The following is a 23,594-nucleotide window of genomic DNA, read 5'->3' on the forward strand; positions in this document are numbered from 1 at the left end:
GATGAGCGCTGCTTCCGACGTCGGCTACCATGCCCAGCGCCAGGCGCGCTGGCACTACGGCGAAATCGCCTTCTGGCTGATCGTGCTGGCCTGCGGCTTCGCATTTCCGTCGCGCTATCTGATCATGACCGACATCCTGCGCCTCGCGCTGTTCGCGATGTCGCTCGATCTCATCCTCGGCTATGCCGGCATCGTTTCGCTGGGCCATGCCGCCTTCTTCGGCGTCGGCGCCTATGCCGCGGGGCTGCTGGCGCTGCACGGCATCGTCAAGGAGCCCGTGCTGGCGCTGATCGTCGCCGGCCTTGCCGCCATGGTGCTCGGCTTTGCCACCAGCTTTCTGGTGATCCGCGGCGTCGACCTGACGCGCCTGATGGTGACGCTCGGCATTGCGTTGCTGCTGGAAGCGCTCGCCGAGCGCTTCTCCAATATCACCGGTGGGACCGACGGCCTGCAGGGCATCGAGATGCAGCCGATCTTCGGCGAGATCCCGTTCGACATGTTCGGCAAGGCCGGCTTCTTCTATTCGCTGGCCGTGTTGTTCCTGCTGTTCCTGTTCGCCCGCCGCGTCGTGCATTCCCCGTTCGGCCTGTCGCTGCGCGCCATCAAGAACAATCCCCTCCGCGCCGCCGCCATTGGCATTCCGGTCAACCGCCGCCTGATCGCGATCTATACGCTGGCTGCGTTCTATTCCGGCATTGCGGGCGCGCTGTTCACCCAGACGACCGCGATCGCCTCGCTCGACGTGTTCGCCTTCGAGCGCTCCGCGGACCTGATGCTGGTGCTGGTGATCGGCGGTACCGGCTATCTCTACGGCGGGCTGGTCGGCGCGGTGATCTTCCGCCTGCTCCAGGAATTGTTCTCGACCATCACGCCGCAATACTGGCAGTTCTGGATCGGCCTCGTGCTGGTCGTGATCGTGCTGGTCGGCCGCCAGCGCCTGCATCGCTGGGTGCTGTATGTGCCGAACCTGATCATCAGGCAGATTGCGGGCCGCAAGGCGGTCGTCGCCGTGCCGGAGAGCGATTCATGACCATCGCGCTCGAAACCCAAAATCTCGAAAAGCAGTTCGGCGGCCTGCGCGTCACCCGCGATCTGTCCCTGAAGGTCGAGCAGGGCGCCCGCCACGCGCTGATCGGTCCGAACGGTGCCGGCAAGACCACGGTCATCAACCAGCTCACCGGCGTGCTGAAGCCGAACGCAGGCCGCATCCTGCTCGAAGGTCAGGACATCACCGATCTGCCGGTGCACAAGCGCGTGCTGCGCGGGTTGTCGCGCACGTTCCAGATCAACCAGCTCTACCCGGACCTGACTCCCCTGGAGACCATCGGGCTCGCGGTCTCCGAGCGCCTCGGCCATGGCGGCGACTGGTGGCGACGGATGGGCACGCGCAGTGACGTCAATGGCGAGACCGCCGATCTGCTCTCCCGCTTCCATCTGCTCGACGTCATGAACGAAGAGACCGTGACGCTGCCCTACGGTAAGCAGCGCCTGCTCGAGATCGCGGTGGCCATTGCGGCCAAGCCGCGCGTGCTGCTGCTCGACGAGCCCGCCGCCGGCGTGCCCGAGAGCGAGCGCCACGACATTCTCGCCGTCGTGGGCAGCCTGCCGCGGGACGTCACCGTGCTCCTGATCGAGCACGACATGGACCTCGTGTTCTCCTTTGCTGATCGCATCTCGGTGCTGGTCTCGGGCGCGCTGCTGACCGAAGGCCCGCCCGAAGAGGTCGCGCGCGATCCGCAGGTGAAGGCGGTCTATCTCGGCGAGGAGGCGGTCGATGTCTGACCTGCTCGCGATCGATTCGCTTCGCGCCGGCTACGGCGAGGCGGTGGTGCTGCCGAAGATGACGCTCCGCCTCGCCGAAGGACAGGTGCTGGCGCTGCTCGGGCGCAACGGCACCGGCAAGACCACGCTGATCAACTCCATCGTCGGCGTCACGCGCCGCTTCGCAGGCTCCATTGCGCTGGCCGGCACCGATGTGACGGCGATGCGGCCCGACCAGCGGGCGCGCGCCGGCATCGGCTGGGTGCCGCAGGAGCGCAACATCTTCCGCTCGCTGACGGTGGAAGAGAACATGACCGCCGTAGCGCAGCCCGGTCCCTGGACGGTCGAGAAGGTGTACGAGATGTTCCCGCGGCTGAAGGAGCGGCGGAGCAATTTCGGCAACCAGCTCTCCGGCGGCGAGCAGCAGATGCTGGCGATCGGTCGCGCACTTACCCTCAATCCGAAAGTCCTGCTGCTGGACGAGCCGATGGAGGGCCTTGCGCCCATCATCGTCGAGGAACTCTTGAAGGCGATCGGGACCATCACCCGGTCCGGAGGTATCTGCTCGATCATCGTAGAGCAGAATGCCCAAAAGATTCTGGGGCTCGCCGATCGCGTTGTGATATTGGAGCGCGGAACGATCGTCCACGACGCTCCGAGCGCCGCGCTGAAGACCGACCCCTCTGTCCTGGAGCGCCATCTCGGCGTCGCCGGGGCGGCGGCCCACTAAGATGTCCAGGGAGTAACACATGCAGCGAACCACAGCCCCCTTCCGCGCCGACGAGGTCGGCAGCCTCCTGCGTCCGCTCAAGATCAAGGAAGCCCGTAGCCGGCTGGAGAAGGGCGAGATCTCGGCCGACGATCTGCGCAAGATCGAGGACATGGAGATCGAGAAGGTCGTGCACAAGCAGGCCTCGATCGGGCTGAAGCTCGCGACCGACGGCGAATTCCGCCGCTCCTGGTGGCATTTCGACTTCCTGGCCAAGCTCACCGGCTGCGAGCTGTTTCACCCCGACACCGGCATCCAGTTCACGGGCGTGCAGACCCGTCACGATGCGGTCCGCGTCATCGGCAAGCTCGACTTTCCAGACAGCCACCCGATGCTGGACCACTTCCGCTTCCTGAAGAAGGTCGCCGACCAGGCTCACGTCACCGCCAAGATGACGATCCCTTCGCCGGCAGTGCTCCACTTCCGCGGCGGACGCAAGTCGATCTCCAAGGACGTCTATCCCGATCTCGACGCCTTCTACGAAGATCTCGGCAAGACCTACCGCAAGGCCGTGAAGGCGTTCTACGACGCCGGCTGCCGCTATCTCCAGTTCGACGACACCGTCTGGGCCTATCTCTGCTCGCAGGACGAATTGCAGAAGGCACGCGAGCGCGGCGATAATCCGGATGGGCTGCAACAGATCTATGCGCGCATCATCAACTACGCGCTGGCGGAGAAGCCGGCCGACATGGTGGTGACGACCCACGTCTGCCGCGGTAATTTCCGCTCGACCTGGATTTCTTCGGGTGGCTACGAGCCGGTGGCCGAGACCATGCTCGCCGGCACCAATTACGACGGCTATTTCCTGGAGTACGACAGCGACCGCGCCGGCGGCTTCGAGCCGCTGCGCTTCCTGCCCAAGGGCAACAAGGTCGTCGTGGTCGGCGTCATCACCTCGAAGTTCGGCGAGCTCGAGAAGAAGGACGACATCAAGCGACGCCTGGAAGAAGCCGCCAAGTTCGCGCCCTTGGAGCAGCTCGCGCTGTCGCCGCAATGTGGCTTTGCCTCGACGGAAGAGGGCAACATCCTCTCCGAGGAGGAGCAGTGGGCCAAGCTCAGCCTCGCGGTCGAGATCGCGAAGGAAGTGTGGGGGCAGTAAGGCTCCGCCGTTAAGGCTCACCCGTGTCCCGGACGCGCAGCAACGCTCCAGTGTTGCTGCGCAGAGCCGGGGCCCATGCTGCTCGACTTTGCTGCGCGGAGCTATAGGCCTCAGCTCTGCAGCGCACCGCTGAGAAGCGCTGCGCTGCGTCCGGGCACGAGTCACTTCTCCGCCAGATAGACCCCCACAGAGAGGAGTTCGACCATGGGCACGTGCTTGTTCTTCGGGATCGAGATCACCTTGCCGCGCCTGGCTTTGCCGCGATTGAGCTCGTGCCGCTCGGCGGGCCGTGCCCCTGCACCTCCCACGCGATGATTCCTTCGCAGGCATTGATCATCTTGTCTGCCGGCGTCGTGTCCGCCGTGCAGCTCGGCTCGAGCTGATTGCGCGTGCCTGCGCGACCGCGGGCGGACCACAGGATCGCGGCGAGCAGGGCGACTGGGCAGGCGCGCACGGTAAGGAGGCGATCAGAGGAGAAGCGCCAGTTGTTGCTCGGCGGGGCCAGAGTGGGGCGCGGCTCGCGGCCGGAGCAAACTGTGAAGGAGGCGCTTGGATCCGCTATTCCCTCAGTGGGCAGATTTTGCTAGGAGATTGGTCCCAATCCGTCTGCCCACCGATTTCCCACTCATGAAGAACGACGAAATCCTGAGCCAGATCACCGACTTCTGCCGCAAGGCGGACATGGCGGAATCGACGTTCGGCCGGCGCGCGGTGAACGATGGGAAGCTGGTGCACCGCCTGCGCGAGGGAAAGCGCATCACCATCGACACGCTGGAGCGGATCCAGGCCTATATGGCGGCGTCGATGGCCGGCGGCGTGCCGCCGCCGCGGGGACTTCAGGTGCCCCCCGAGAAGCGCGATCCGCGCGGCAATTTCCGCTTCTTCGAGAACCGCCAGAAATACCTGCTGTTCGTCCACACCTGCAGCGAAAAGCGGGTGATCGCCGACCGCGTCGCGCTGGAGCTTGCCTCCATCCATCCGCGCCCGCCGGCGCTGCGCCTGTTCGACGCCGGCGTCGGCGACGGAACGGTGCTGGCGCGGGTGCTGCGCGCCACGCACCAGCGCTTTCCGCACATGCCGTTCTACGTCGCGGGCAAGGAGCTCAGCCTGGAGGATTTGCGCCTGACGCTGGAGAAGGTGCCGGACCGCATTTTCGAGCACCCGGCATCGGTGTTCGTGTTCACCAACATGTTCTACGCGGAGGCGCCCTGGCTGACGCCAGCGTCGCCCGCCGCGGCGGCCGCCACCGTCTGGCACGAGGTGCCGCTCCGCGGCGCTTCGTCGGGCGAGTTCGAGCAGCAGATCGCGGAGCTGAGGCCCTTTCTGGAGCAGAACTGGCGCGCTGCGATCAGCCCACGCACGGCCATGCCGCTCTACGAGCGGCCGGTCGTCCTCGTGCTCTATCGCGAGGACCACAGGTTCCTGCTGGATTCGACCATTCCGCGGCCGGGCCAGACTGAGGCCAATTTCGACCTCGTCATCGCATCCCAGCCCTACCGGGCCCTGTCATCGGTCAATTTCCGGGCCAAGCGGATCATTGCACCTCTGGCGCGGGCGCTGCGGCCGGGCGGCAGGCTGATCGGTATCCACTCCCATGGGCAGGATCCGGGCATGGAAATGATCCAGGCGATCTGGCCGGGAGAAAATCCTTTCTCAGTCAGCCGTCATGAGCTACTGCGTGCCGTTAAGTATGAACTTGGATCGGTGGGCCGCGACTTAAATTTTAATGCATACGCGGACAATCGTTCGATCTTCAGGTATGATATGGAAGCTCTGCCCAACGAGGTCACCGGCACCATCGGAACCTCGACGGCCTTTGCAGCGTGGAATGCGGCGGTGTATGTGGCTCAGATTGAGGACGACCGATTGACAGAAATGACTCAAAACGGCCGCACTCTGGATGCCGCCAGGGATGTGCTGCGGAAGTACAACGGGCTCTGGTTTCTCGACGAATCCTACGTCATCTCGCGCCGGCGTGATTGACATCATCAAAAGTAAACATCGCAAACGCCCGCCGGCTAGCGGCGGAACAAGGGGTTACTGATGCGCGCGTCCTATCTCTTCACCAGCGAGTCCGTGTCCGAGGGCCATCCGGACAAGGTCTGTGACCGGATCTCCGATGAGATCGTCGACCTGTTCTACCGTGAAGGGCCTAAGGCGGGCATCGACCCCTGGCAAATCCGCGCCGCTTGCGAGACGCTCGCGACCACCAACAAGGTGGTGATCGCCGGCGAGACCCGCGGCCCTAAGTCGGTGACCAACGAGCAGATCGAGGGCGTCGTCCGCGGCGCGATCAAGGACATCGGCTACGAGCAGGAAGGCTTCCACTGGAAGACCTGCGACATCGAGATCCTCCTGCATCCGCAATCGGCCGACATCGCCCAGGGCGTCGATGCGCTGCAGCCGGGCGAGGTCAAGGAAGAAGGCGCGGGCGACCAGGGCATCATGTTCGGCTACGCCACCAACGAGACGCCCGATCTGATGCCGGCGCCGATCTTCTACGCCCACAAGATCCTGCGCCTGATCTCGGAAGCCCGCCACTCCGGCAAGGAGAAGGTGCTGGGTCCGGACTCCAAGAGCCAGGTCACCGTGCAGTACGAGAACGGCAAGCCGGTCGGCGTGCGCGAGATCGTCGTGTCGCACCAGCATCTGGTTCCCGACCTCAGCTCGAACCAGGTTCGCGAGATCGTCGAGCCCTATGTGCGCGAGGCGCTGCCGAAGGACTGGATCACCGCGAAGACGATCTGGCACATCAACCCCACCGGCAAGTTCTACATCGGCGGTCCCGACGGCGATTCCGGCCTGACCGGCCGCAAGATCATCGTCGACACCTATGGCGGTGCGGCCCCGCACGGCGGCGGCGCGTTCTCCGGCAAGGATCCGACCAAGGTCGACCGCTCCGCGGCCTATGCTGCGCGCTACGTCGCCAAGAACATCGTCGCCGCCGGTCTTGCCGACCGCTGCACGCTGCAGCTCGCCTACGCCATCGGCGTGGCGCGCCCGCTGTCGATCTACATTGACACCCACGGCACCGGTAAGGTTTCGGAAGACCAGCTCGAGAAGGCCGCCGCCAAAGCGATGGACCTCACCCCGCGCGGCATCCGCACTCATCTCGACCTCAACCGGCCGATCTACGCGCGCACCTCGGCCTACGGCCATTTCGGCCGCACGCCCGACAACGAGGGCGGCTTCTCCTGGGAGAAGACCGACCTCGTCGAGCAGCTCAAGCGCGCGCTCTAATAAACGCGACATCCCGGGGCGCGTACGCGAGCGAACCCGGGATCCTCATCTATCACGTCGAGATTCCGGGTTCGCCTCTTGGAAGTGCCCCGGAATGACGAGTTCAACAACAGGACACTCGCCATGAACGCGAAGCCCGGCTTCACCGATTACATCGTCAAGGACATTTCGCTCGCCGATTTCGGCCGCAAGGAGCTCTCGCTGGCCGAGACCGAGATGCCTGGCCTGATGGCCACCCGCGAGGAGTACGGCCCGAAGCAGCCGCTGAAGGGCGCGCGCATCGCCGGCTCGCTGCACATGACGATCCAGACCGGCGTGTTGATCGAGACGCTCGCCGCGCTCGGCGCCGACATCCGCTGGGTCTCCTGCAACATCTATTCGACGCAGGATCACGCTGCCGCTGCGATCGCCGCCGCCGGCATTCCCGTCTTCGCCGTCAAGGGCGAGACGCTGACCGAGTACTGGGACTACACCGCCAAGCTGTTCGACTGGCACGGCGGCGGTCACCCGAACATGATCCTCGATGACGGCGGTGACGCCACCATGTATGTCCATCTCGGTCTGCGCGCGGAGAACGGCGACACCGCCTTCCTCGACAAGCCCGGCTCCGAGGAAGAGGAAGTATTCTTCGCGCTTCTGAAGAAGCAGCTCAAGGAAAAGCCGAAGGGCTACTTCGCGGGGATCGCCAACAGCATCAAGGGCGTCTCCGAAGAGACCACCACCGGCGTGCATCGTCTCTATGACATGCAGAAAGCGGGCACGCTGCTGTGGCCGGCCATCAACGTCAACGACAGCGTCACCAAGTCGAAGTTCGACAACCTCTATGGCTGCCGTGAATCGCTGGTCGACGGCATCCGCCGCGGCACCGACGTGATGCTGTCGGGCAAGGTAGCGATGGTCGCCGGCTTCGGCGACGTCGGCAAGGGCTCGGCCGCCTCGCTGCGCCAGGCCGGCTGCCGCGTCATGGTCTCCGAGGTTGATCCGATCTGCGCGCTGCAGGCGGCGATGGAAGGCTACGAGGTCGTGACCATGGAAGACGCCGCGCCGCGGGCCGACATCTTCGTCACCGCCACCGGCAACAAGGACATCATCACCATCGAACACATGCGCGCGATGAAGGATCGCGCCATCGTCTGCAACATCGGCCACTTCGACAACGAAATTCAGATCGCGTCTCTGCGCAATCTGAAGTGGACCAACATCAAGCCGCAGGTCGACGAGATCGAGTTCCCCGACAAGCACCGCATCATCCTGCTGTCGGAGGGCCGCCTCGTGAACCTCGGCAATGCGATGGGCCATCCGTCCTTCGTGATGTCGGCGTCCTTCACCAACCAGACGCTGGCGCAGATCGAGCTGTTCGCCAACAACAAGGACGGCAAGTACGAGAAGAAGGTCTACGTGCTGCCCAAGACGCTCGACGAGAAGGTCGCCCGCCTGCACCTCTCCAAGATCGGCGTCAAGCTCACCGAGCTCCGCAAGGACCAGGCCGACTATATCGGCGTGAAGCAGGAAGGCCCGTACAAATCGGACCACTACCGCTACTGAGCCACCGGTTCGACCAACCATCGACGCAAAGCCCCGGAGCGATCCGGGGCTTTGTTGTTTCGGGGCATGGAATTCAACTCGCTTTGCAGTTGCGGCACGTTGATTGCCGATTGACGGCCAGCAGCGGCAGGCGGACAATCCGCCCCGGCGGAGGAAACCATGCAACAAGAACATTTCGACGTGCTGATCGTCGGCGCCGGGCTATCAGGCATCGGCGCCGGCTATCATCTGCAGACCAAGTGTCCGGCCAAGAGCTACGTCATCCTCGAGGGACGCGATTGCATCGGCGGCACCTGGGACCTCTTCCGCTATCCCGGCATCCGCTCCGACAGCGACATGTTCACCCTCGGCTATTCGTTCAAGCCGTGGACTGATCCGAAGGCGATCGCCGACGGGCCGCAGATCCTGAACTACGTGCGCGAGACTGCTAGCGAGAACGGCATCGACAAGCACATCCGCTTCCACCACCGCGTCAAGCGCGCGGCGTGGTCGACGCCGGATGCGCGCTGGACCGTCGAGGCCGAGCGCATCACGGGCGAGGGCGCGACCGAGCTGGTGCGCTTCACCTGCAACTTTCTATTCATGTGCTCAGGCTATTACAAATACGAAGCGGGCTATACGCCGGAGTTCAAGGGCGCCGCTGATTTCGCCGGCCGCATCGTGCATCCGCAGAAATGGACCGAGGACATCGACTACGCGGGCAAGCGTGTCGTCGTGATCGGCTCGGGTGCGACAGCGGTAACGCTGGTGCCGGAGCTCGCCAAGCAGGCGGAGCAGGTCACCATGCTGCAGCGCTCGCCGACCTATGTGGTGTCGCGGCCGGCGCAGGATCCCGTCGCCAACAAGCTGCGCCGCAACCTGCCGGCGAAGTTCGCCTATCACCTGATCCGCTGGCGCAACGTGATGTGGGGGATGTTCTTCTTCCAGCTCAGCCGGCGCAGGCCGGCGAAGGTGAAGGATCTCATCCTCAAGGGCGTGAGGATCGCGCTCGGCCCGGACTACGACGTCGCGACCCACTTCACGCCGCGCTACAATCCCTGGGACCAGCGGCTGTGCCTCGTGCCCGACGGCGACCTCTTCAAAGCGATCCGCGAGCAGCGCGCCAGCGTCGTCACCAGCGAGATCGACACCTTCACGCATGACGGCATCCGCCTGAAGGACGGCCGCGAGCTGGCGGCCGACATCATCGTGACGGCGACCGGGCTGGTGCTCCAGGTCGCCGGTGGCCTCGAGGTCAGCGTCGACGGCCGCTCCGTCGATTTCGCCAACACGCTGACCTACAAGGGCATGATGTATGCCGACGTGCCGAACATGGCCTCGGCCTTCGGCTACACCAACGCGTCCTGGACGCTGAAATGCGACCTCACCTGCGAATATGTCTGCCGCCTCATCAATTACATGGACCGGCACAATTTCCGCCAGTGCATGCCGCACAACGATGATCCCACCATCACCGCGCAGCCTTCGCTCGATTTCACCTCGGGCTACGTGCAGCGCTCGATTGCCAAGATGCCGAAGCAGGGCTCGAAGCGGCCCTGGCGGCTCCACCAGAACTACGCGCTCGACATCGTCTCGTTGCGCTTCGGTCGGATCGACGATGGCGTGATGCAGTATTCCTGATCTTGCTACGTAGGATGCCGGGATAGCCTCGCGTTCGCTTGAGACGAATCGCGACTTGCGGTAGTATTTTTCTTTGCGCTGCAAGAAGTTTATTTCCGGCAACGTCTGAGTTCCGCGTTGTTGCCATCTAAGGGGAGCGCGGGACATGCACGTCCTTGCCCTGGTCACGCAAAAAGGCGGAAGCGGCAAGAGTACGCTGTCCGTTGGACTGGCGGTGGCAGCAATGCAGCGCGCTGAGCGAGTCGCTCTCATTGAGGCGGACGCGCAAGGTACGATCTCGAAATGGAAAGAGCGCCGCGATCATCCCTATCCCCGCGTCGAGCGCGTTGCCGATCCAGCCGAGATCGAACCGTTGATCGCGCGCCTGAAGGCCGAAGGCGTCTCGCTTGCCATCATCGACACAGCTGCCACGACCAACAGCCTGGCGATGCGCGTCATCGCCTGCGCCGATCTCTGTCTCATCCCGGCGCGCCCGAGCCCGGCCGATATCGAAGCAGCAATTCCTACACTGATCGCTACTCGCAGGCTCAACCGCCGATTTGCCTTTATCCTCAATCAGACACCGACGCGAGGGTGCCGGCTGAGCGAAGCTGCCACATCGCTAAGCTCGCTCGGCGTGCTTGCACTCCCGTTTATTGCGCAGCGTAACGATCACCAGGATGCACTCGGAGCAGGGTTGGGCGTGACGGAGTTCGCACTGGCGGGCAAAGCTTCGGACGAAATTGTAAGTTTGTGGGGTTGGATCGCGGCGCACTTGGCCGAGGAGTCGGATGATTATGGGAAAGGCGCGCTCAAAGCTGCCTGCTGACGTTGCACGCACCGGGCGTCGCTCGCTGCTGGAACTGGCGGCGGAAGTGAGCCGTGCGGTCGACGAGGGCTTGGCCATGCCGCCGGGCTCAGTCGCCGTCTTCCCCCAAGATGCGCCGCAGATTGCGCAAGAAGCGCCTGCTCCGATGACTGTTCCGGTACAAGAAGCGGCCAGCGTCATCGTTGCAAGACCTGAACCTTCGAGCAGCACTGATCTCATCGTGGACATGGCTAAGGGATATCAAGCCTGCGCTTTGGACGGCATGAGCGCTACGCTCAACTTCGCCAACGACCTCGCAAAATCACGGCTGGCCAGTGTGACATCAGAGGCCAATGAAACCGTCGTCGTGGAAAGCGATCTCATCGACGCGATTGGGACGGCAGCCGAGTGTCGCACCGTCGTGCTCGAACTGATGAAGGTCAATGCAGGCGCGACCTTGGAGTATGCGCGGGAGCTAGGGCGTGCAAAGACTCTGGCAGAGTTGGTTGAGCTGTCGGGCACGCATGCGCGAAAGCAATGTGAGTTGGTCCTGAAGCAAACCGAGTTGCTGAGGTCGCTTGCTCAAAGCATGACAAAGCCCAGTGCCAGGTGATGCAGCTCGCCTGCGCGAAGGGCGGGACCAAAACCCGAGCGGTCGCCGAGATGGTCGGCGACGAGCGGGCCGACGATCGTGCCGAGGTCATGTCATCCTCTTGCGCGCGACGGCGTGCAGATCATCCTGTCTGCGTGGCGCGGCGGCGGCGGAATTCCTGCACGGGCACGCCGCCCCAGCCCCAATTGTCGGTGTCGACTTCCTCGATCACGACGAAGGTGGACTCGAGCGGCTTGCCGAGCACGTCGCGCAGCAGCTCGCTCGACCCCTTGATCAGTGCGGCCTTCTCCTCCGCCGTGAGCGACGCCGCACCCGGCGCCGTTCCCTCGCGGGTCACTTTAATGGTGACGATGGGCATCGTGGTTCTCCTCCTCTCAGTGGCCGGCGCTCTGGCCGCCGTCGACATGCAGAATTTCGCCGGTGACAAAGGAGGCGCCCTCGAGATAGAGCACGGCATCGACGATGTCAGACATCTCCCCCATATGGCCGACCGGGTGCAGTGCGTCGAGGTGGGCATGCGTCGCGACCGGGTGCATCGGCGACTTGATGATGCCGGGCGACACCGCATTCACGCGGATGCCGCGCCTGGCGTATTCGATCGCGAGCGACTTGGTCGCGGCGTTCAGCCCACCCTTGCTCAGCGAGGCCAGCACCGAGGGCACATTCGAATTGGCCTGATCGACCAGCGTCGTCGTGATTTGGACGACGTGGCCAGACCCCTGCTTCTCCATTTCGGCGATGGCAAGCTGCGTGATGTTGAAGAAGCCCGCGACATTGGTGCCCATAACTGCGGCATAGTCCTCGGCCGTGTACTGGGTGAACGGTTTTGCGACGAAGATGCCCGCGTTGTTGACCAGCGTGTCGACTCGGCCGAAGCGGGCGATCGCTTGCGACACCACGCGCTCTGCGGTGGACCGCTCGGCGATGTCGCCTGCAACGGCGAGGACGTCGTCGTCACCCGACGGCTTGATGGAGCGCGCCGTTGCGACGACGCGATAGTTGCGATCGCGAAAACCCTGGACCAGGGCGGCGCCGATACCCTGCGATGCACCGGTGATGATGGCGACCTTCTGCTCGATACCCATGACGGGCTCCTGTTGTTGGCTTGAAAACCTGCGCCAGCGGCGGCTGGCTTGGGCGTTGAGGTACGCTGCGGCGGCTTGCTTGCGAATATCCGCTGCCCGGCAGACACTCTTTCGCGACGCGAACGAATGCCGGATCGATCCTTGCGGAGGTTGTCGCAGCCGGCGCAAACGCCTAGCTTTCAGCCGAAATCTCAGGGGGCTGCGGCGAGCGCATGGATCGTCTGGACGCGATGAAGGTGTTTGTCCTTGCGGTGGACGAGGGCAGCTTGGCTGCCGCAGGACGCAAGCTCGGCCGATCGCCGGCTGCGGTGAGCCGCGCCATCGCCTTTCTGGAGCAGCGGGTCGGCGCCGAGCTGCTGCACCGGACGACACGCTCGATCAAGCTGAGCGAGGAAGGCGAGCGTTATGTCGCGATCTGCCGCCGCGTGCTCACCGATCTGGAGGAGGCCGAGGACATCGCGGCCGGACCGCGCACGGCTCCGCGTGGTCTGCTCACGATCACCGCTCCGGTGGTCTCCGGCGAGATGGTACTGCGGCCGATCCTCGACGCGTTTCTCGACGCCTACCCGACCGTATCGGCAAAACTCCTGCTGTTCGACCGTGCGGTCAATCTGATCGAGGAAGGCGTCGATATCGCGCTTCGCATCGGTCCGCTGGCGGATTCGGCGATGGTGGCGATGCGGGTCGGCGGGATCAGCCGCGTCGTGGTGGCAGCTCCCCGCTACCTGAAACAACATCCGCGCATCACCGAGCCGGGCGATCTCGCCAAACACCAGATCGTCGCGATGGCGCATCTGCCCAATTCCTGGACCTTTGCGCCGCAGCCGGGCTCATCGGCGCCGCGCACCGTGCAGTTCACCCCGCGGCTCGTCGTCAACAGCACCTATGCGGCAGTGGCCTCCACTGTGGCCGGGCGCGGCGTGGCGCGGATGTATTCGTACCAAGTGGCCGAGCAGGTCTCGCGCCGCGAGCTCGAGATCGTGCTGGCGGACGACGAGGATCCGGAGATGCCGGCGCATCTGATCTGCCCGCAGGGCCGGCTTTCGGTGCCCAAGGTGCGCGCCTTCACCGACTTCGCCGTGCCCCGGCTGAAGAAGCAGTTTGCGCTGCTGAAGCAGAGCACCAAGGCGCGTTGAGCCGCTTCATGCCCCCGCAATGCGCGTTTTCGCGTAAACGGCGGGGCGGCTGAATCGGCGATGGTTCCTGAACGGTTAACGCCGATTTAACGGATGAGTCCTACCCTGTCTCGGCCGGGGTTACTCGCAAGGCCGAGGTGAGCCCAATGGAAGCCCAGAGAATAGCGGTCGACGCCGTCGTCGCGCTGACCGATTGCGACCGCGACGCCGTCATCGCCTTCATCCGCCGCCTCTATCTCGCCGGCGTCACCGACCCCAAGCGCCTGACATTCAAGGGCCTGCAGGCGCTGTCGCGGGCTTGATTCGGCTCGTTTCGGCCGGTTTGGACCTCAGTCCATCCCCTTGCTCTCCCCGGCGTGATTGCAACCCAGCGGTGAATATCTTGCCGCTCCGGCCGGGTCGGGCTACACGACACCCCGGCTGGGTCACTTGGGGATTGGGGAAATGTTGAAACAGCTTTTTGCGCCGCAGCTCGTCATTTTGTACGTGCTTGCGGCTTCGACGATTTACGTCCACTTCCGCGGCAAGCAGCGGCTGCGCTTCGCGCGCCAGCTCGGCGATCACTCGACCTATCTCGCACCTTACAATGTGCTGATGTATGCGGGCTCGGCGGTGCCGAACAAGCCGGTGATCTCGGTCGATCAGTTTCCGGAGCTGAAGCCCCTCCGCGAGAACTGGGAGACCATCCGCGACGAAGCCGTGCGCCTGTTCGATGAAGGTTTTATCCGCGCGGCGGCGAAGAACAACGATTGGGGCTTCTACTCGTTCTTCAAGAGCGGCTGGAAGCGGTTCTACCTGAAATGGTACGACGACTTCCTGCCGTCGGCGAACACGCTGTGCCCGACGACGGTGGAGCTACTCAAATCGATCCCGAGCGTGCATGGCGCGATGTTCGCGATGCTGCCGCCCGGCGGCAAGCTCGGCGCTCACCGTGATCCCTTCGCCGGCTCTCTGCGCTATCACCTCGGCCTGGTCACGCCGAACTCGAACAAGTGCCGGATCCTCGTCGATGGCGTCGAATGCGTCTGGCGTGATGGCGAGGCCTTCATGTTCGACGAGACCTTCATCCACAGCGCCGAGAATGCGACCGACGTCAACCGCATCATCCTGTTCTGCGATGTCGAGCGCCCGATGAAGTACGGCTTCATGACCGCGATCAACCGCTGGGTCAGCCATCACATCGTCAAGGCGTCGGCGACCCAGAATGTCGACGGTGAGCACGTCGGCGTGCTCAACAAGGTGTTCGGCAAGCTCTACGAGATCCACCTTGCCAGCCGCAAGGTGAAGGAGTGGAACCGCAACGTCTACTACACGCTGAAATACGCGCTAGCGGCGCTGATCCTCGGCCTCATCGTGTATTCGGCACTGAACTGAGGCAAATGCGCGGGGCGGATCAGCGAAGCTTGGTCGGCCGTTGCCTCATCTCGATCCGCCCTAGCGCGATCGTCTGATCTCGGTCGGCATTGTCTAGTGATGGTGCTTGTGCTTGTGCCCTGCGGAGCCGTCGGGACGCTGATAGCCTCGTAACTCTGCATATCGCTGCATCTGGCTCTTATCGAGCACGGCAGCGGTTGATAGGTGGTATTTGAGGTGGCTCTCGCGGAGCTGCCCCTGAGTTTCGGCAATGGCACCAATGCTGGTCTTGAGCGCTTCCGATGTGACCCTGCGGGAAGAGAAGAGGTCTTCCAGCGCTCTCTCTTGCTCGACGAGCTTGTTACCCAGCGGAACGGCTTCCTGTTTCATGGCATCGAACAGCCGTTGAACCTCGGCGCGCTGATCGGCGGTCAGGCCGAGACGATCACTGAGCTCGAGGACGTGGCTGGGACCGGGATATCCATTGAGCTCCGCAGCGAGAGCCAGGCCCATACCGCGTCCGGCGCGGAGATCGTCGATCTGTTGCTGTGACAGCGCCTTGATGGGGCACTTCTCAAGGCCGGCATAGGGTTGACTGGACTGCGCGCCGGCTGTGCTGCCGGCGAGGAGGAGGGAGGCTGCAAGCAGAAGGACGCGGTTCATGAATCTGGCTCCCACCAAATGGAGCCGGCCGATGTCGAAGCATCGAACCCGGCTGTGACGTGACACCTGTCGCGATCGAGTGATCCGGGAGCACAAATCTTGCTGGATCGTCCGGCCCATGGCAACAAAGATCGCCGTGATTGGGTTGCCGAATGTGGAGCAGGTGATGGCCTCTTTGCCGACCGCGAATGCTGAGATCACGCAGTTCTTCCGCGAATGGCTGGACACCTTCGCGGGTTATGTCCGAGAGGTCGATTACGCCTCGGCGCGGCCGCTCTTCGATCCGGACGTGCTCGCCTTCGGCACCCATAGCGACGTCATCCCCGGCCTCGATCAATGGGTCAAAACCCAATGGGACAATGTCTGGCCGAAGACGACCGACTTCCGTTTCGTCCTCGATCAGACCTCCGTTCTGGCATCACCGGACGGTATGATGGCAACCGTCGTCGCGCCGTGGACGAGCACGGGCTATCATCCCGATGGCAGCCCGTTCGCGCGCCCAGGCCGCGCGACGATGGTGTTTTCGAGGAACGGCGATGGCTGGCTGTGCGTGCATTCGCACATGTCGCTCAATCGCGGTGTGCCGCAGGCGAGCCACGCCAATCGGCCGGTAAAGGCCTGGTAGCTCGACCGCGTGCACGATCGACATGCAAAAGGCCCCATTCCGGGGCCTTTTGAGTTCGAGCTGCAGCGAGCCTTATTCCGGCTGGCCGATGCTGACCTTCAGCGTGCCGATGCCGTCGACGCCGCATTCGAGCTTGTCGCCAGGCTGGAGCTGCGACACGCCGGCGGGCGTGCCGGTCATGATGATGTCGCCGGCGGCGAGCTTCACCTGCTGGGAGAGCTGCCAGATGATCTCGGGCACGTTCCAGATCAACTCGGTGAGGTCGCCCTTCTGCGCTTCCTTGCCGTTGACCGTCAGCCAGATCTTGCCCTTGGAGGGATGGCCGATCTTCGAGGCCGGCTGCAGCGCGGAGCAGGGCGCCGAATAGTCGAACGACTTGCCGATCTCCCACGGGCGCTCCTTCTTGCGCGAGGCGATCTGGAGATCGCGCCGGGTGAGGTCGATGCCGACGGCGTAGCCGTAGACGTGGTCCAGAGCCTTGTCGGCGGGAATGTTCAGTCCACCGCTCTTCATCGCGACGACCAGCTCGACCTCGTGATGCAGATCCTTGGTCAGAGGCGGATAGGGAATGGTGGCGCCGTCGGGCACCAGCATGTCGGCATGCTTGGCGAAGAAGAACGGCGGGGCGCGCTCGTCATTGCCCATCTCGCGGATGTGCTCGAGATAGTTGCGGCCGACGCACCAGATGCGGCGTACCGGATAACGGCCGCTCTCGCCGACGACGGGAAGCGAAGCCTGGGGCGGAAGCGGGATGACGTAGGAGGCGGCGTTCATGCGGGTCTCGCTGCTCTTGAGGTGGAACGAACTCTATGCGGTTGCGCTGATCGGCGCCAGAGCGCCGGCGTCGTGATGCTGCAGGCGGAAGAACGAGGCATAGCGGCCGCCGCGACGGAGCAGCTCGTCATGGCGGCCCTGCTCGACGATCTCGCCGCCTTCGACCACCAGGATGCTGTCTGCGTGCATGATGGTGTGCAGGCGGTGTGCGATCACGATGGTGGTGCGGTTCTGGCAGAGATGCTCGATCGCCTCCTGCACCTGCCGCTCGGATTCGGAATCGAGCGCGGCAGTGGCTTCGTCCAGGAGGATGATCGGCGCGTTCTTGAGCAACGCGCGCGCGACCGCAATGCGCTGGCGCTGTCCGCCCGAGAGCTGGGTGCCGTGCTCGCCGACGGGCGTGTCGTAGCCGAGCGGAAAGCCCGTGATGAAGTCGTGCGCGCAGGCCGCCTTCGCCGCCTCGACGATCTCGTCCTCGCTGGCGTCCGGCTTGCCGAAGGCGATGTTGTTGCGGATGGTGTCGCGGAACAGATAGACGTCCTGGCCGACATAGGCGGTCTGGGCGCGCAGCGATTTGCGCGAGACCGACGAGATCGGCTGGCCGTCGATCACGATGTCGCCCTGCGTCACCTCGTAGAAGCGCAGGAGCAGGCCCAGCACGGTCGACTTGCCGCCGCCGGAGGGGCCGACCAGCGCAGTCACCTTGCCGGGCTCCGCGACGAAGCTCATCCGGTTGAGCACCGTCTCGCCCGAGCGATAGGAGAAACTGACATCGCGCAGCTCGATACGGGCATCTGTCAGCTTCAGCGCCGGCTTGTCATCGTCGGACTGCTCGCTCGCGGGGCTGTCGACGACCTCGAGCAGCATACGGGCGCCGACGAGCTGGCTGTTGAGATCGATGTTGAGCCGGGCCAGCCGCTTGGCCGGCTCGGTCGCCATCAGGAATGCGGTCATGAAGGAGAAGAACGCGCCGGGCGTGGCGTTGAGCGCGACCACGGCATAGCCGCCATACATCAGGCAGCCCGCGACGGCGAAGCCGCCCAGCATCTCCATCAGCGGGTTGGAGCGGTTGGCGACGCGGGCCATCTTGTTGGCGTTGCGTTCGACGACCGCGATGTTCTCGTCGATGCGCCTCTGCATGGTCTCTTCGAGCGTGAACGCCTTGACGGTGCGGATGCCCTGAAGCGATTCCTGCATCGTCTCCATGATGTCGGCGGTGCCGGTGAACTGGTTGAAGGCGAGGCCCTTGATGCGCTTGACCAGCTTGCGCAGCACCAGCATCGCCGGGGGCACTGCGACGAGGCCGATGAACGACATCAGCGGATCCTGCCACACCATCACGCCGATCATGGCGAGCAGCATCAGGAGGTCGCGCCCGACGGCGTTGACCAGCATGTTGAGGACGTCGGTGATCGACTTGGCGCCGGCGGTCAGCCGCGCCAGGAATTCGGAGGAGTGCCGCTCGGAAAAGAAGCCGACGCTCTCGCGCATCAGCTTGGCGAACAGCTGGCGCTGGTTGGTGGCGAGGATGGCGTTGCTGATCTTGGTCAGGATCACCATGTGGCCGTAGGTCGCCACGCCTTTGATGAAGAGCAGAACGACCGTGATCCCCGAAAACATCGCGATGCCCGGGATGTTCTTGTCGACATAGGCCTGGTTGATGACCTGGCCGAGCACGTAGGTCGCGCCTGCGGTCGCGCCGGCGGCGAGCGCCATCAGCGCGAAGGCGACGAGATAGCGCCGCCAATAGACGATGCCCTGTTCCGTGATCAGGCGGCGAATCAGGACCGCTGCCGCGTAGGGATCGTCGGTGATTTTCTTTGGAAACTGGGCCATCCGGTGTCCATTGACGGCGCAGGACAAAAGCCTGCCCGCGCGTCAGGGATCGATGGGCCTCTGTGCCCGCTCAAGCCGGGTTTTTCAAGCCCAATTAAGGGCTTGCGCTTGGGATGATTCTAGGCGGAGGCGGCGTGGCGGAGCTCGCCGTGGCGCTCGCGGAACAACTTGTCCTCCCAGGCCAGCGCATGGGCTGCGATGGTCTCGAGGTCGTCGTATTGCGGCCGCCAGTCGAGCAGGCTGCGGATGCGGCTGGTGTCGGCGACCATGGTCATGATGTCGCCGGGCCGGCGCGGGGCGTATTGCACGGCGAAGCTGCGGCCCGAAACCCGGCGCACCGCGTCGATGGTCTCCAGCACCGAATAGCCGCGGCCATAGCCGCAATTGAGCGTGGACGAGGCGCCGCCATTGCGCAGATAAGCGAGTGCCGAGCGATGGGCCTGCGACAGGTCCGTGACGTGGATGAAGTCGCGGATGCAGCTGCCGTCCGGGGTCGGATAGTCGGTGCCGAACACGTCGATCTTGGCGCGCTGGCCGGTGGCGGCTTCCACCGCGATCTTGAGCAGGTGCGTGGCGCCGACGGTGGCTAGCCCAATGCGCGCCTGCGGATCGGCGCCGGCGACGTTGAAGTAACGCAAGGTCACGTATTGCATGCCGTAGGCGGCAGCGACGTCGTGCAGCATGATCTCGGTCATCAGCTTCGAGGAGCCGTAGGGCGATAGCGGCCGCGTCGGCGCGTGCTCGGGCACCGGCACCTGATCCGGATTGCCGTAGACCGCAGCGGTCGAGGAAAAGATGAAGCGGCCAATGCCGCGCTTGACCGCCACGTTGAGCAGGTTGCGCGCGGTGGTGAAGTTGTTGCGGTAATAGCCGAGCGGATCGCGCATCGAATCCGGCACGACGACCGAGCCTGCGAAATGGATGATGCTCTCGATGTCGTGCTGGGCGATCACGCCTTCGAGCAGGTTCTCGTCGCCGGCATCGCCGATGAACAGCGGCACGCCTTCGGGCAGGTAGGCCGAGAAACCGGTGGAGAGATCGTCGATCACGACGACGTCCTCGCCGGCTTCCGCCAGCGCCAGAACCGTGTGACTTCCGATATAGCCGGCGCCGCCGGTGACTAGCACAGTCATGATCTCACCCGTCTTCGATCAACGCGCAAGGCTAGCGCTTGCGTGGTGAAGAGGGGGTATCGGCGGCGCTGAACTGGTCACTATGCTTAATGTTGCGTATAGGGACTTTGCGAAACGGAGTGTGACGTGGCGAATTCCCCCGGCGATCTCGAATTGATCGTGCCAAATCTGCACAGGCGCTATTCCGGGGTCACCGCGACCAACCGGATGGTGGCGCCGCGGCTGGCGAAACTGTATCGCGCGGCCTGGTTCGGCTCCGACGCGCCGGCGGGGATCGCGCGGCTGAGCATGGGAGATCTCCTCAAGCTCTGGCGCCGCAAGCGGCCTGTGATCTGGCATGCGCGCCGCAACAACGAGATGATCGCGGGCGTCGGCTTGCGCGCGCTCGGCTGGCCGCTCAAGCTCGTGTTCACCTCAGCGGCGCAGCGGCATCACAGCTGGATCACGCGCTGGCTGATCCGGCGCATGGACGCGATCATCGCAACGTCAGATCTCTCGGCCTCGTTCCTGAAGGTGAAGGCGACGGTGATCCCGCACGGCGTCGACACCGACGTCTACGCGCCGCCCGCCGATCGCGCTGCGGCTTTCGCGGAAGCCGCGCTGCCCGGCCGTTACGCCATCGGCTGCTTCGGTCGCGTCCGTGCGCAGAAGGGCACCGATCTGTTCGTCGATGCGATGTGCCGTCTGCTGCCGCGTTATCCGGATTTCACTGCTGTCATCGTCGGGCAGGTCACGGCCGAGCAGACGCCCTTTGCCAACGACCTGAAGAAGCGCATCGAAGCAGCAAACCTGCAATCGCGCGTCGTCATCACCGGCGAGCTGCCGATCGAAGCAGTGCAGCGCTGGTATCAGCGCCTGACCATCTACGCCTTCACCTCGCGCAACGAAGGCTTTGGGCTGACGCTGATCGAGGCGATGGCGGCGGGCAGCGCGCTCGTGGCCGCGCGCGCCGGCGCGGCGGAGCTCGTCGTCGAGGATGGTGTCACCGGCGTGCTGATCCCGACGGGGGATGCCGACGCGCTCGCTGCGGCGCTCGAGCCGCTGATGCGTGATGTCGCTGCGGCGACCGCGATGGGCGAGCGCGGGCGGGCGCGGGTGCTCGAGAAGTTCAGCCTCGATGCCGAGGCGGCGCGGATCGGCGCGGTCTATCGGCCGCTGCTCTGAGGCCGTTTTCGCCTGTCGCAAACAAAGCCGCGAAAACAACCCCATGCACAGTAGCCGGGGTCAGCAAAATCAAGGAGTTGGCGGAGAGTTCGAGAGATTGCGGATTTTTCGAACGAATTTTGACTCGTCGGGCAAAACAGTGGCAGGATGTCATCATCGGCCCGAGCCACGATCGCCTCAGTTCGTCACCCGCTTCCCGCTTCCCCCAGCACCCTCTCCGCAATCCCCACCACCTCGCTTGCCGCAATATTCCGCATGCAGCGGTGGTCGTTCACCTTGCAGACCGTGCTCTGGCAGGGCTGGCAGGACAGCTTTTCCTTGTCCTGCACCAGTGTCGCGGCGAGGCCGTTCAGCGGGGCCCAGAGATAGGGGCTGGTGGGACCGAAGATGCCCATGGTCGGCGTGCCCAGGGCGGCTGCGATGTGCATCAGGCCGGAATCGTTGGAGATGGCAACGCCGGCGGCGGCCATGGCGAGGATGCCGTTGCGCAAGTCCGAGCCGGTGAGATCGCGGACGCCCGGGCCGCCGGCGGCGACGATCTCCTGGGCGAGCTCCTTTTCGGCGGGACCGCCGACCACCCAGACCTCGAGGCCGCGCTCGACCAGCAGGCGGGCGGCTTCGGGATAAGAGGTCCAGCGCTTGGAGACGCCGACCGAGCCCGGGGCGAGTGCCACCGCGGCGCCGGCACCGAGGCCATTGGCCTCGCGCCACCGGGCGATCTCCTCGGCCGGGACGCGCAGTTGCGGTACCGGCCATTCCGCGGGCAGGGGCGCGCCGTCGGGCTGGGCGAGGGCGGCGTTCTTGTCGATGAAGCGGGGCAGCTTCTTCTCACCCCAGCGCCAGCGGTTGAGCAGGCCGAACCGGAACTCGCCGACGAAGCCGATCCGTTCAGGAATACCGGCGAGTGCCGGCGCGATGGCCGCTTTCCAGGTCCGGGGCAGCACCAGGGCAGTGCCGTAATTCTGTTTCCGCAGCAGCCCTGCCAAGCCGAACTGGCGTGCGACGGCCAGCCGGCTGCGCGGCATATCCCAGACGATGCCGGCGCGCACCCCGGGCATGTAGTCCACCAGCGGGGCGCACAGGGAGGTGGTGAGGAGATCGACCGGCCGGTTCGGCCAGCGCTCCTTCAGGACCCGCACGACGGTGTGATTCCGCACGAAATCGCCGATCCACATGTAGGGGACGATCAGGATCGGGCGTGTGTCGCTCCGATCTGCATCACTACCAAGTTGCGAATCAATATTCATTCGTTATGAGGGCCGAACACGTGCCGATATGGCGGCTCGGTTAGCCGCTCCGGGCCGGCAGGTAAAGGCGGCAGAAGAGCAATCCCAAAACAGCTTACACTTTGGCGGATCATGCGCTAGGGCAGGATCGGGCACCTAAAATCGGGCAGGTAGGTGGAATGTTGCTGGTGACCGGCGGGGCCGGTTTTATCGGATCGAATGTCGTGGCCGCGCTGAACGAGGCCGGTCGCAGCGACGTCGTGATCTGCGATCTCCTCGGAACCGAAGGCAAATGGCGCAATCTCGCCAAGCGGCAGCTTGTGGATATCGTTCCCCCGACCGAGCTGATGGACTGGCTGAAGGGCCGCAAGCTGGAGGCCATGATCCATCTCGGGGCGATTTCCGCGACCACGGCGACCGACGGTGATCTCGTCGTCGAGACCAATTTCCGCCTGTCGATGCGCCTGCTGGACTGGTGCACGATGAATGCCGTGCCGTTCATCTACGCGTCCTCGGCGGCGACCTATGGCGACGGCACGGAAGGCTTCGACGACGATTCCTCGCTGCCGGCGCTGAAGAAGTTGCGGCCTATGAATCTCTACGGCTGGAGCAAGCACCTGTTCGATCTCGCTGTCGCCGAACGTGTGGCGCGCGGCGATCGGCTCCCGCCGCAATGGGCCGGCCTGAAATTCTTCAACGTGTTCGGGCCGAACGAATATCACAAAGGCTCGATGATGAGCGTGCTGGCGCGGCGCTTCGACGACGTCAGGGCAGGCCGCGTCGTGCAGCTGTTCAAGTCGCATCGCGAGGGCATCGAGGACGGCGATCAGCGTCGCGATTTCATCTATGTCGACGATGTCGTGCGCGTGGTCCTTTGGCTGCTCGCGACGCCGTCGGCGTCCGGCCTGTTCAACGTCGGCACCGGCAAGGCGCGCAGCTTCAAGGACCTCATGCTGGCTGCCTATGCCGCGCTCGGCACCAGGGCCAACATCGAATACATCGACATGCCCGAGCAGATCCGGGACAGCTACCAGTATTTCACCCAGAGCGAGGTCGATCGTCTGCTCCGCGCCGGCTATAACGGCGGCTTCACGACGCTCGAGGACGCGGTGAAGGCCTATGTCGGGGATTATCTCGACCGGCCCGACCGCTTTCGCTGAGGCCC

Annotated in this window: 24 protein-coding genes; 16 read left to right on the top strand and 8 right to left on the bottom strand. The window is 64.3% G+C overall.

What is annotated here, in order from left to right; translation table 11 throughout:
* Position 1: 1 nt before the first annotated feature.
* From I6F12_RS33795 to I6F12_RS33810, 4 genes are read left to right on the top strand one after another with little or no spacing between them, the layout of a single operon-like run.
* Entirely contained in the window at positions 2–1,030 is a 1,029-nt protein-coding gene (locus tag I6F12_RS33795; protein WP_225158238.1) for a branched-chain amino acid ABC transporter permease, read from the top strand.
* Positions 1,027–1,782 (top strand): ABC transporter ATP-binding protein, encoded by a 756-nt coding sequence (locus tag I6F12_RS33800; RefSeq protein WP_036043305.1) that lies wholly within the window; start codon positions 1,027–1,029, stop codon positions 1,780–1,782. The genes I6F12_RS33795 and I6F12_RS33800 overlap by 4 nt, the downstream gene beginning before the upstream one ends.
* Positions 1,775–2,491, top strand: a complete 717-nt coding sequence (locus I6F12_RS33805) for an ABC transporter ATP-binding protein (RefSeq protein WP_036029900.1) — start codon at positions 1,775–1,777, stop codon at positions 2,489–2,491. The genes I6F12_RS33800 and I6F12_RS33805 overlap by 8 nt, the downstream gene beginning before the upstream one ends.
* 19 nt (positions 2,492–2,510) lie before the next feature.
* Positions 2,511–3,629: a cobalamin-independent methionine synthase II family protein gene (locus I6F12_RS33810; protein ID WP_036015736.1), complete on the top strand. Its 1,119-nt coding sequence runs from the start codon at positions 2,511–2,513 to the stop codon at positions 3,627–3,629.
* A gap of 161 nt (positions 3,630–3,790) precedes the next feature.
* Here the strand turns inward: I6F12_RS33810 and I6F12_RS33815 are convergent, their stop codons facing one another.
* The gene (locus I6F12_RS33815) at positions 3,791–3,937 is read right to left on the bottom strand and encodes a hypothetical protein (RefSeq protein WP_225158239.1); all 147 of its coding nucleotides are present in this window, start codon (positions 3,935–3,937) and stop codon (positions 3,791–3,793) included.
* 319 nt (positions 3,938–4,256) lie between these two features.
* Here I6F12_RS33815 and I6F12_RS33820 point away from each other — a divergent pair, with 319 nt between their 5' ends.
* The 6 genes from I6F12_RS33820 to I6F12_RS33845 all read left to right on the top strand — a co-directional run bounded on the left by I6F12_RS33820 (position 4,257) and on the right by I6F12_RS33845 (position 11,434).
* On the top strand, positions 4,257–5,612 hold the full coding sequence (locus I6F12_RS33820) for a hypothetical protein (RefSeq protein WP_057028724.1): 1,356 nt from the start codon (positions 4,257–4,259) through the stop codon (positions 5,610–5,612).
* A gap of 60 nt (positions 5,613–5,672) precedes the next feature.
* Positions 5,673–6,869 (top strand): methionine adenosyltransferase, encoded by a 1,197-nt coding sequence (gene metK, locus I6F12_RS33825; RefSeq protein WP_036015759.1) that lies wholly within the window; start codon positions 5,673–5,675, stop codon positions 6,867–6,869.
* A 123-nt stretch (positions 6,870–6,992) separates the two neighbouring features.
* Positions 6,993–8,414: an adenosylhomocysteinase gene (gene ahcY / locus I6F12_RS33830; RefSeq protein ID WP_036015760.1), complete on the top strand. Its 1,422-nt coding sequence runs from the start codon at positions 6,993–6,995 to the stop codon at positions 8,412–8,414.
* A 159-nt stretch (positions 8,415–8,573) separates the two neighbouring features.
* Positions 8,574–10,034 (top strand): NAD(P)/FAD-dependent oxidoreductase, encoded by a 1,461-nt coding sequence (locus I6F12_RS33835; protein WP_225135823.1) that lies wholly within the window; start codon positions 8,574–8,576, stop codon positions 10,032–10,034.
* Between the two features lie 145 nt (positions 10,035–10,179).
* The gene (locus tag I6F12_RS33840; protein WP_225158240.1) at positions 10,180–10,842 is read left to right on the top strand and encodes a ParA family protein; all 663 of its coding nucleotides are present in this window, start codon (positions 10,180–10,182) and stop codon (positions 10,840–10,842) included.
* Positions 10,811–11,434, top strand: coding sequence for a phasin family protein (locus tag I6F12_RS33845; RefSeq protein ID WP_225158241.1), 624 nt, complete (start codon positions 10,811–10,813; stop codon positions 11,432–11,434). Before I6F12_RS33840 ends, I6F12_RS33845 begins: the two co-directional genes overlap by 32 nt.
* 121 nt (positions 11,435–11,555) lie before the next feature.
* Here the strand turns inward: I6F12_RS33845 and I6F12_RS33850 are convergent, their stop codons facing one another.
* Both I6F12_RS33850 and I6F12_RS33855 read right to left on the bottom strand, forming a co-directional pair.
* Positions 11,556–11,792, bottom strand: coding sequence for a 4-oxalocrotonate tautomerase family protein (locus tag I6F12_RS33850; RefSeq protein ID WP_193375002.1), 237 nt, complete (start codon positions 11,790–11,792; stop codon positions 11,556–11,558).
* Between the two features lie 16 nt (positions 11,793–11,808).
* Entirely contained in the window at positions 11,809–12,519 is a 711-nt protein-coding gene (locus I6F12_RS33855; RefSeq protein WP_225158242.1) for an SDR family oxidoreductase, read from the bottom strand.
* A gap of 212 nt (positions 12,520–12,731) precedes the next feature.
* On the opposite strand from I6F12_RS33855, the gene I6F12_RS33860 reads away from it, so the two are divergent.
* The 3 genes from I6F12_RS33860 to I6F12_RS33870 all read left to right on the top strand — a co-directional run bounded on the left by I6F12_RS33860 (position 12,732) and on the right by I6F12_RS33870 (position 15,029).
* Positions 12,732–13,655, top strand: coding sequence for a LysR family transcriptional regulator (locus tag I6F12_RS33860; protein WP_109143126.1), 924 nt, complete (start codon positions 12,732–12,734; stop codon positions 13,653–13,655).
* 146 nt (positions 13,656–13,801) lie between these two features.
* Entirely contained in the window at positions 13,802–13,957 is a 156-nt protein-coding gene (locus I6F12_RS33865) for a hypothetical protein (RefSeq protein WP_007612486.1), read from the top strand.
* Positions 13,958–14,099: 142 nt separating this feature from the next.
* A complete protein-coding gene (locus I6F12_RS33870) occupies positions 14,100–15,029 on the top strand; it encodes an aspartyl/asparaginyl beta-hydroxylase domain-containing protein (protein WP_036029938.1) in 930 nt (309 codons plus the stop codon).
* Between the two features lie 93 nt (positions 15,030–15,122).
* On the opposite strand, the gene I6F12_RS33875 is transcribed toward I6F12_RS33870, so the two are convergent.
* A complete protein-coding gene (locus tag I6F12_RS33875) occupies positions 15,123–15,671 on the bottom strand; it encodes a periplasmic heavy metal sensor (protein WP_225158243.1) in 549 nt (182 codons plus the stop codon).
* 166 nt (positions 15,672–15,837) lie between these two features.
* Between I6F12_RS33875 and I6F12_RS33880 the strand changes: the two genes are divergently transcribed.
* On the top strand, positions 15,838–16,296 hold the full coding sequence (locus I6F12_RS33880) for a nuclear transport factor 2 family protein (RefSeq protein ID WP_225158250.1): 459 nt from the start codon (positions 15,838–15,840) through the stop codon (positions 16,294–16,296).
* Positions 16,297–16,368: 72 nt separating this feature from the next.
* On the opposite strand, the gene I6F12_RS33885 is transcribed toward I6F12_RS33880, so the two are convergent.
* The 3 genes from I6F12_RS33885 to galE form a co-directional block, all read right to left on the bottom strand.
* A complete protein-coding gene (locus tag I6F12_RS33885; protein ID WP_036029941.1) occupies positions 16,369–17,070 on the bottom strand; it encodes a fumarylacetoacetate hydrolase family protein in 702 nt (233 codons plus the stop codon).
* 33 nt (positions 17,071–17,103) lie between these two features.
* On the bottom strand, positions 17,104–18,906 hold the full coding sequence (locus tag I6F12_RS33890) for an ABC transporter ATP-binding protein (protein WP_225111890.1): 1,803 nt from the start codon (positions 18,904–18,906) through the stop codon (positions 17,104–17,106).
* Between the two features lie 119 nt (positions 18,907–19,025).
* On the bottom strand, positions 19,026–20,039 hold the full coding sequence (galE, locus tag I6F12_RS33895) for a UDP-glucose 4-epimerase GalE (protein WP_036015779.1): 1,014 nt from the start codon (positions 20,037–20,039) through the stop codon (positions 19,026–19,028).
* Between the two features lie 126 nt (positions 20,040–20,165).
* Between galE and I6F12_RS33900 the strand changes: the two genes are divergently transcribed.
* Complete coding sequence (locus tag I6F12_RS33900) at positions 20,166–21,203, top strand: glycosyltransferase family 4 protein (protein ID WP_225158244.1); 1,038 nt, start codon at positions 20,166–20,168, stop codon at positions 21,201–21,203.
* Positions 21,204–21,388: 185 nt separating this feature from the next.
* Here the strand turns inward: I6F12_RS33900 and waaF are convergent, their stop codons facing one another.
* Positions 21,389–22,450, bottom strand: coding sequence for a lipopolysaccharide heptosyltransferase II (waaF, locus tag I6F12_RS33905; protein ID WP_036029947.1), 1,062 nt, complete (start codon positions 22,448–22,450; stop codon positions 21,389–21,391).
* A 158-nt stretch (positions 22,451–22,608) separates the two neighbouring features.
* Between waaF and rfaD the strand changes: the two genes are divergently transcribed.
* The gene (gene rfaD, locus I6F12_RS33910; protein ID WP_225158245.1) at positions 22,609–23,589 is read left to right on the top strand and encodes an ADP-glyceromanno-heptose 6-epimerase; all 981 of its coding nucleotides are present in this window, start codon (positions 22,609–22,611) and stop codon (positions 23,587–23,589) included.
* The last annotated feature ends 5 nt before the right edge of the window (positions 23,590–23,594 follow it).

Source organism: Bradyrhizobium sp. IC4059 (assembly GCF_020193615.1).
Taxonomy (GTDB): domain Bacteria; phylum Pseudomonadota; class Alphaproteobacteria; order Rhizobiales; family Xanthobacteraceae; genus Bradyrhizobium; species Bradyrhizobium yuanmingense.

What these genes read in the sequence shown, in the direction of transcription:
- I6F12_RS33795 (WP_225158238.1), top strand. Translation starts at nt 2, where the DNA reads ATGAGCGCTGCTTCCGACGTCGGCTACCATGCCCAGCGCCAGGCGCGC.
- I6F12_RS33800 (WP_036043305.1), top strand. Translation starts at nt 1,027, where the DNA reads ATGACCATCGCGCTCGAAACCCAAAATCTCGAAAAGCAGTTCGGCGGC.
- I6F12_RS33805 (WP_036029900.1), top strand. Translation starts at nt 1,775, where the DNA reads ATGTCTGACCTGCTCGCGATCGATTCGCTTCGCGCCGGCTACGGCGAG.
- I6F12_RS33810 (WP_036015736.1), top strand. Translation starts at nt 2,511, where the DNA reads ATGCAGCGAACCACAGCCCCCTTCCGCGCCGACGAGGTCGGCAGCCTC.
- I6F12_RS33820 (WP_057028724.1), top strand. Translation starts at nt 4,257, where the DNA reads ATGAAGAACGACGAAATCCTGAGCCAGATCACCGACTTCTGCCGCAAG.
- metK (WP_036015759.1), top strand. Translation starts at nt 5,673, where the DNA reads ATGCGCGCGTCCTATCTCTTCACCAGCGAGTCCGTGTCCGAGGGCCAT.
- ahcY (WP_036015760.1), top strand. Translation starts at nt 6,993, where the DNA reads ATGAACGCGAAGCCCGGCTTCACCGATTACATCGTCAAGGACATTTCG.
- I6F12_RS33835 (WP_225135823.1), top strand. Translation starts at nt 8,574, where the DNA reads ATGCAACAAGAACATTTCGACGTGCTGATCGTCGGCGCCGGGCTATCA.
- I6F12_RS33840 (WP_225158240.1), top strand. Translation starts at nt 10,180, where the DNA reads ATGCACGTCCTTGCCCTGGTCACGCAAAAAGGCGGAAGCGGCAAGAGT.
- I6F12_RS33845 (WP_225158241.1), top strand. Translation starts at nt 10,811, where the DNA reads ATGGGAAAGGCGCGCTCAAAGCTGCCTGCTGACGTTGCACGCACCGGG.
- I6F12_RS33850 (WP_193375002.1), bottom strand. Translation starts at nt 11,792, where the DNA reads ATGCCCATCGTCACCATTAAAGTGACCCGCGAGGGAACGGCGCCGGGT.
- I6F12_RS33855 (WP_225158242.1), bottom strand. Translation starts at nt 12,519, where the DNA reads ATGGGTATCGAGCAGAAGGTCGCCATCATCACCGGTGCATCGCAGGGT.
- I6F12_RS33860 (WP_109143126.1), top strand. Translation starts at nt 12,732, where the DNA reads ATGGATCGTCTGGACGCGATGAAGGTGTTTGTCCTTGCGGTGGACGAG.
- I6F12_RS33865 (WP_007612486.1), top strand. Translation starts at nt 13,802, where the DNA reads ATGGAAGCCCAGAGAATAGCGGTCGACGCCGTCGTCGCGCTGACCGAT.
- I6F12_RS33870 (WP_036029938.1), top strand. Translation starts at nt 14,100, where the DNA reads ATGTTGAAACAGCTTTTTGCGCCGCAGCTCGTCATTTTGTACGTGCTT.
- I6F12_RS33875 (WP_225158243.1), bottom strand. Translation starts at nt 15,671, where the DNA reads ATGAACCGCGTCCTTCTGCTTGCAGCCTCCCTCCTCCTCGCCGGCAGC.
- I6F12_RS33880 (WP_225158250.1), top strand. Translation starts at nt 15,838, where the DNA reads ATGGCCTCTTTGCCGACCGCGAATGCTGAGATCACGCAGTTCTTCCGC.
- I6F12_RS33885 (WP_036029941.1), bottom strand. Translation starts at nt 17,070, where the DNA reads ATGAACGCCGCCTCCTACGTCATCCCGCTTCCGCCCCAGGCTTCGCTT.
- I6F12_RS33890 (WP_225111890.1), bottom strand. Translation starts at nt 18,906, where the DNA reads ATGGCCCAGTTTCCAAAGAAAATCACCGACGATCCCTACGCGGCAGCG.
- galE (WP_036015779.1), bottom strand. Translation starts at nt 20,039, where the DNA reads ATGACTGTGCTAGTCACCGGCGGCGCCGGCTATATCGGAAGTCACACG.
- waaF (WP_036029947.1), bottom strand. Translation starts at nt 22,450, where the DNA reads ATGAATATTGATTCGCAACTTGGTAGTGATGCAGATCGGAGCGACACA.
- rfaD (WP_225158245.1), top strand. Translation starts at nt 22,609, where the DNA reads ATGTTGCTGGTGACCGGCGGGGCCGGTTTTATCGGATCGAATGTCGTG.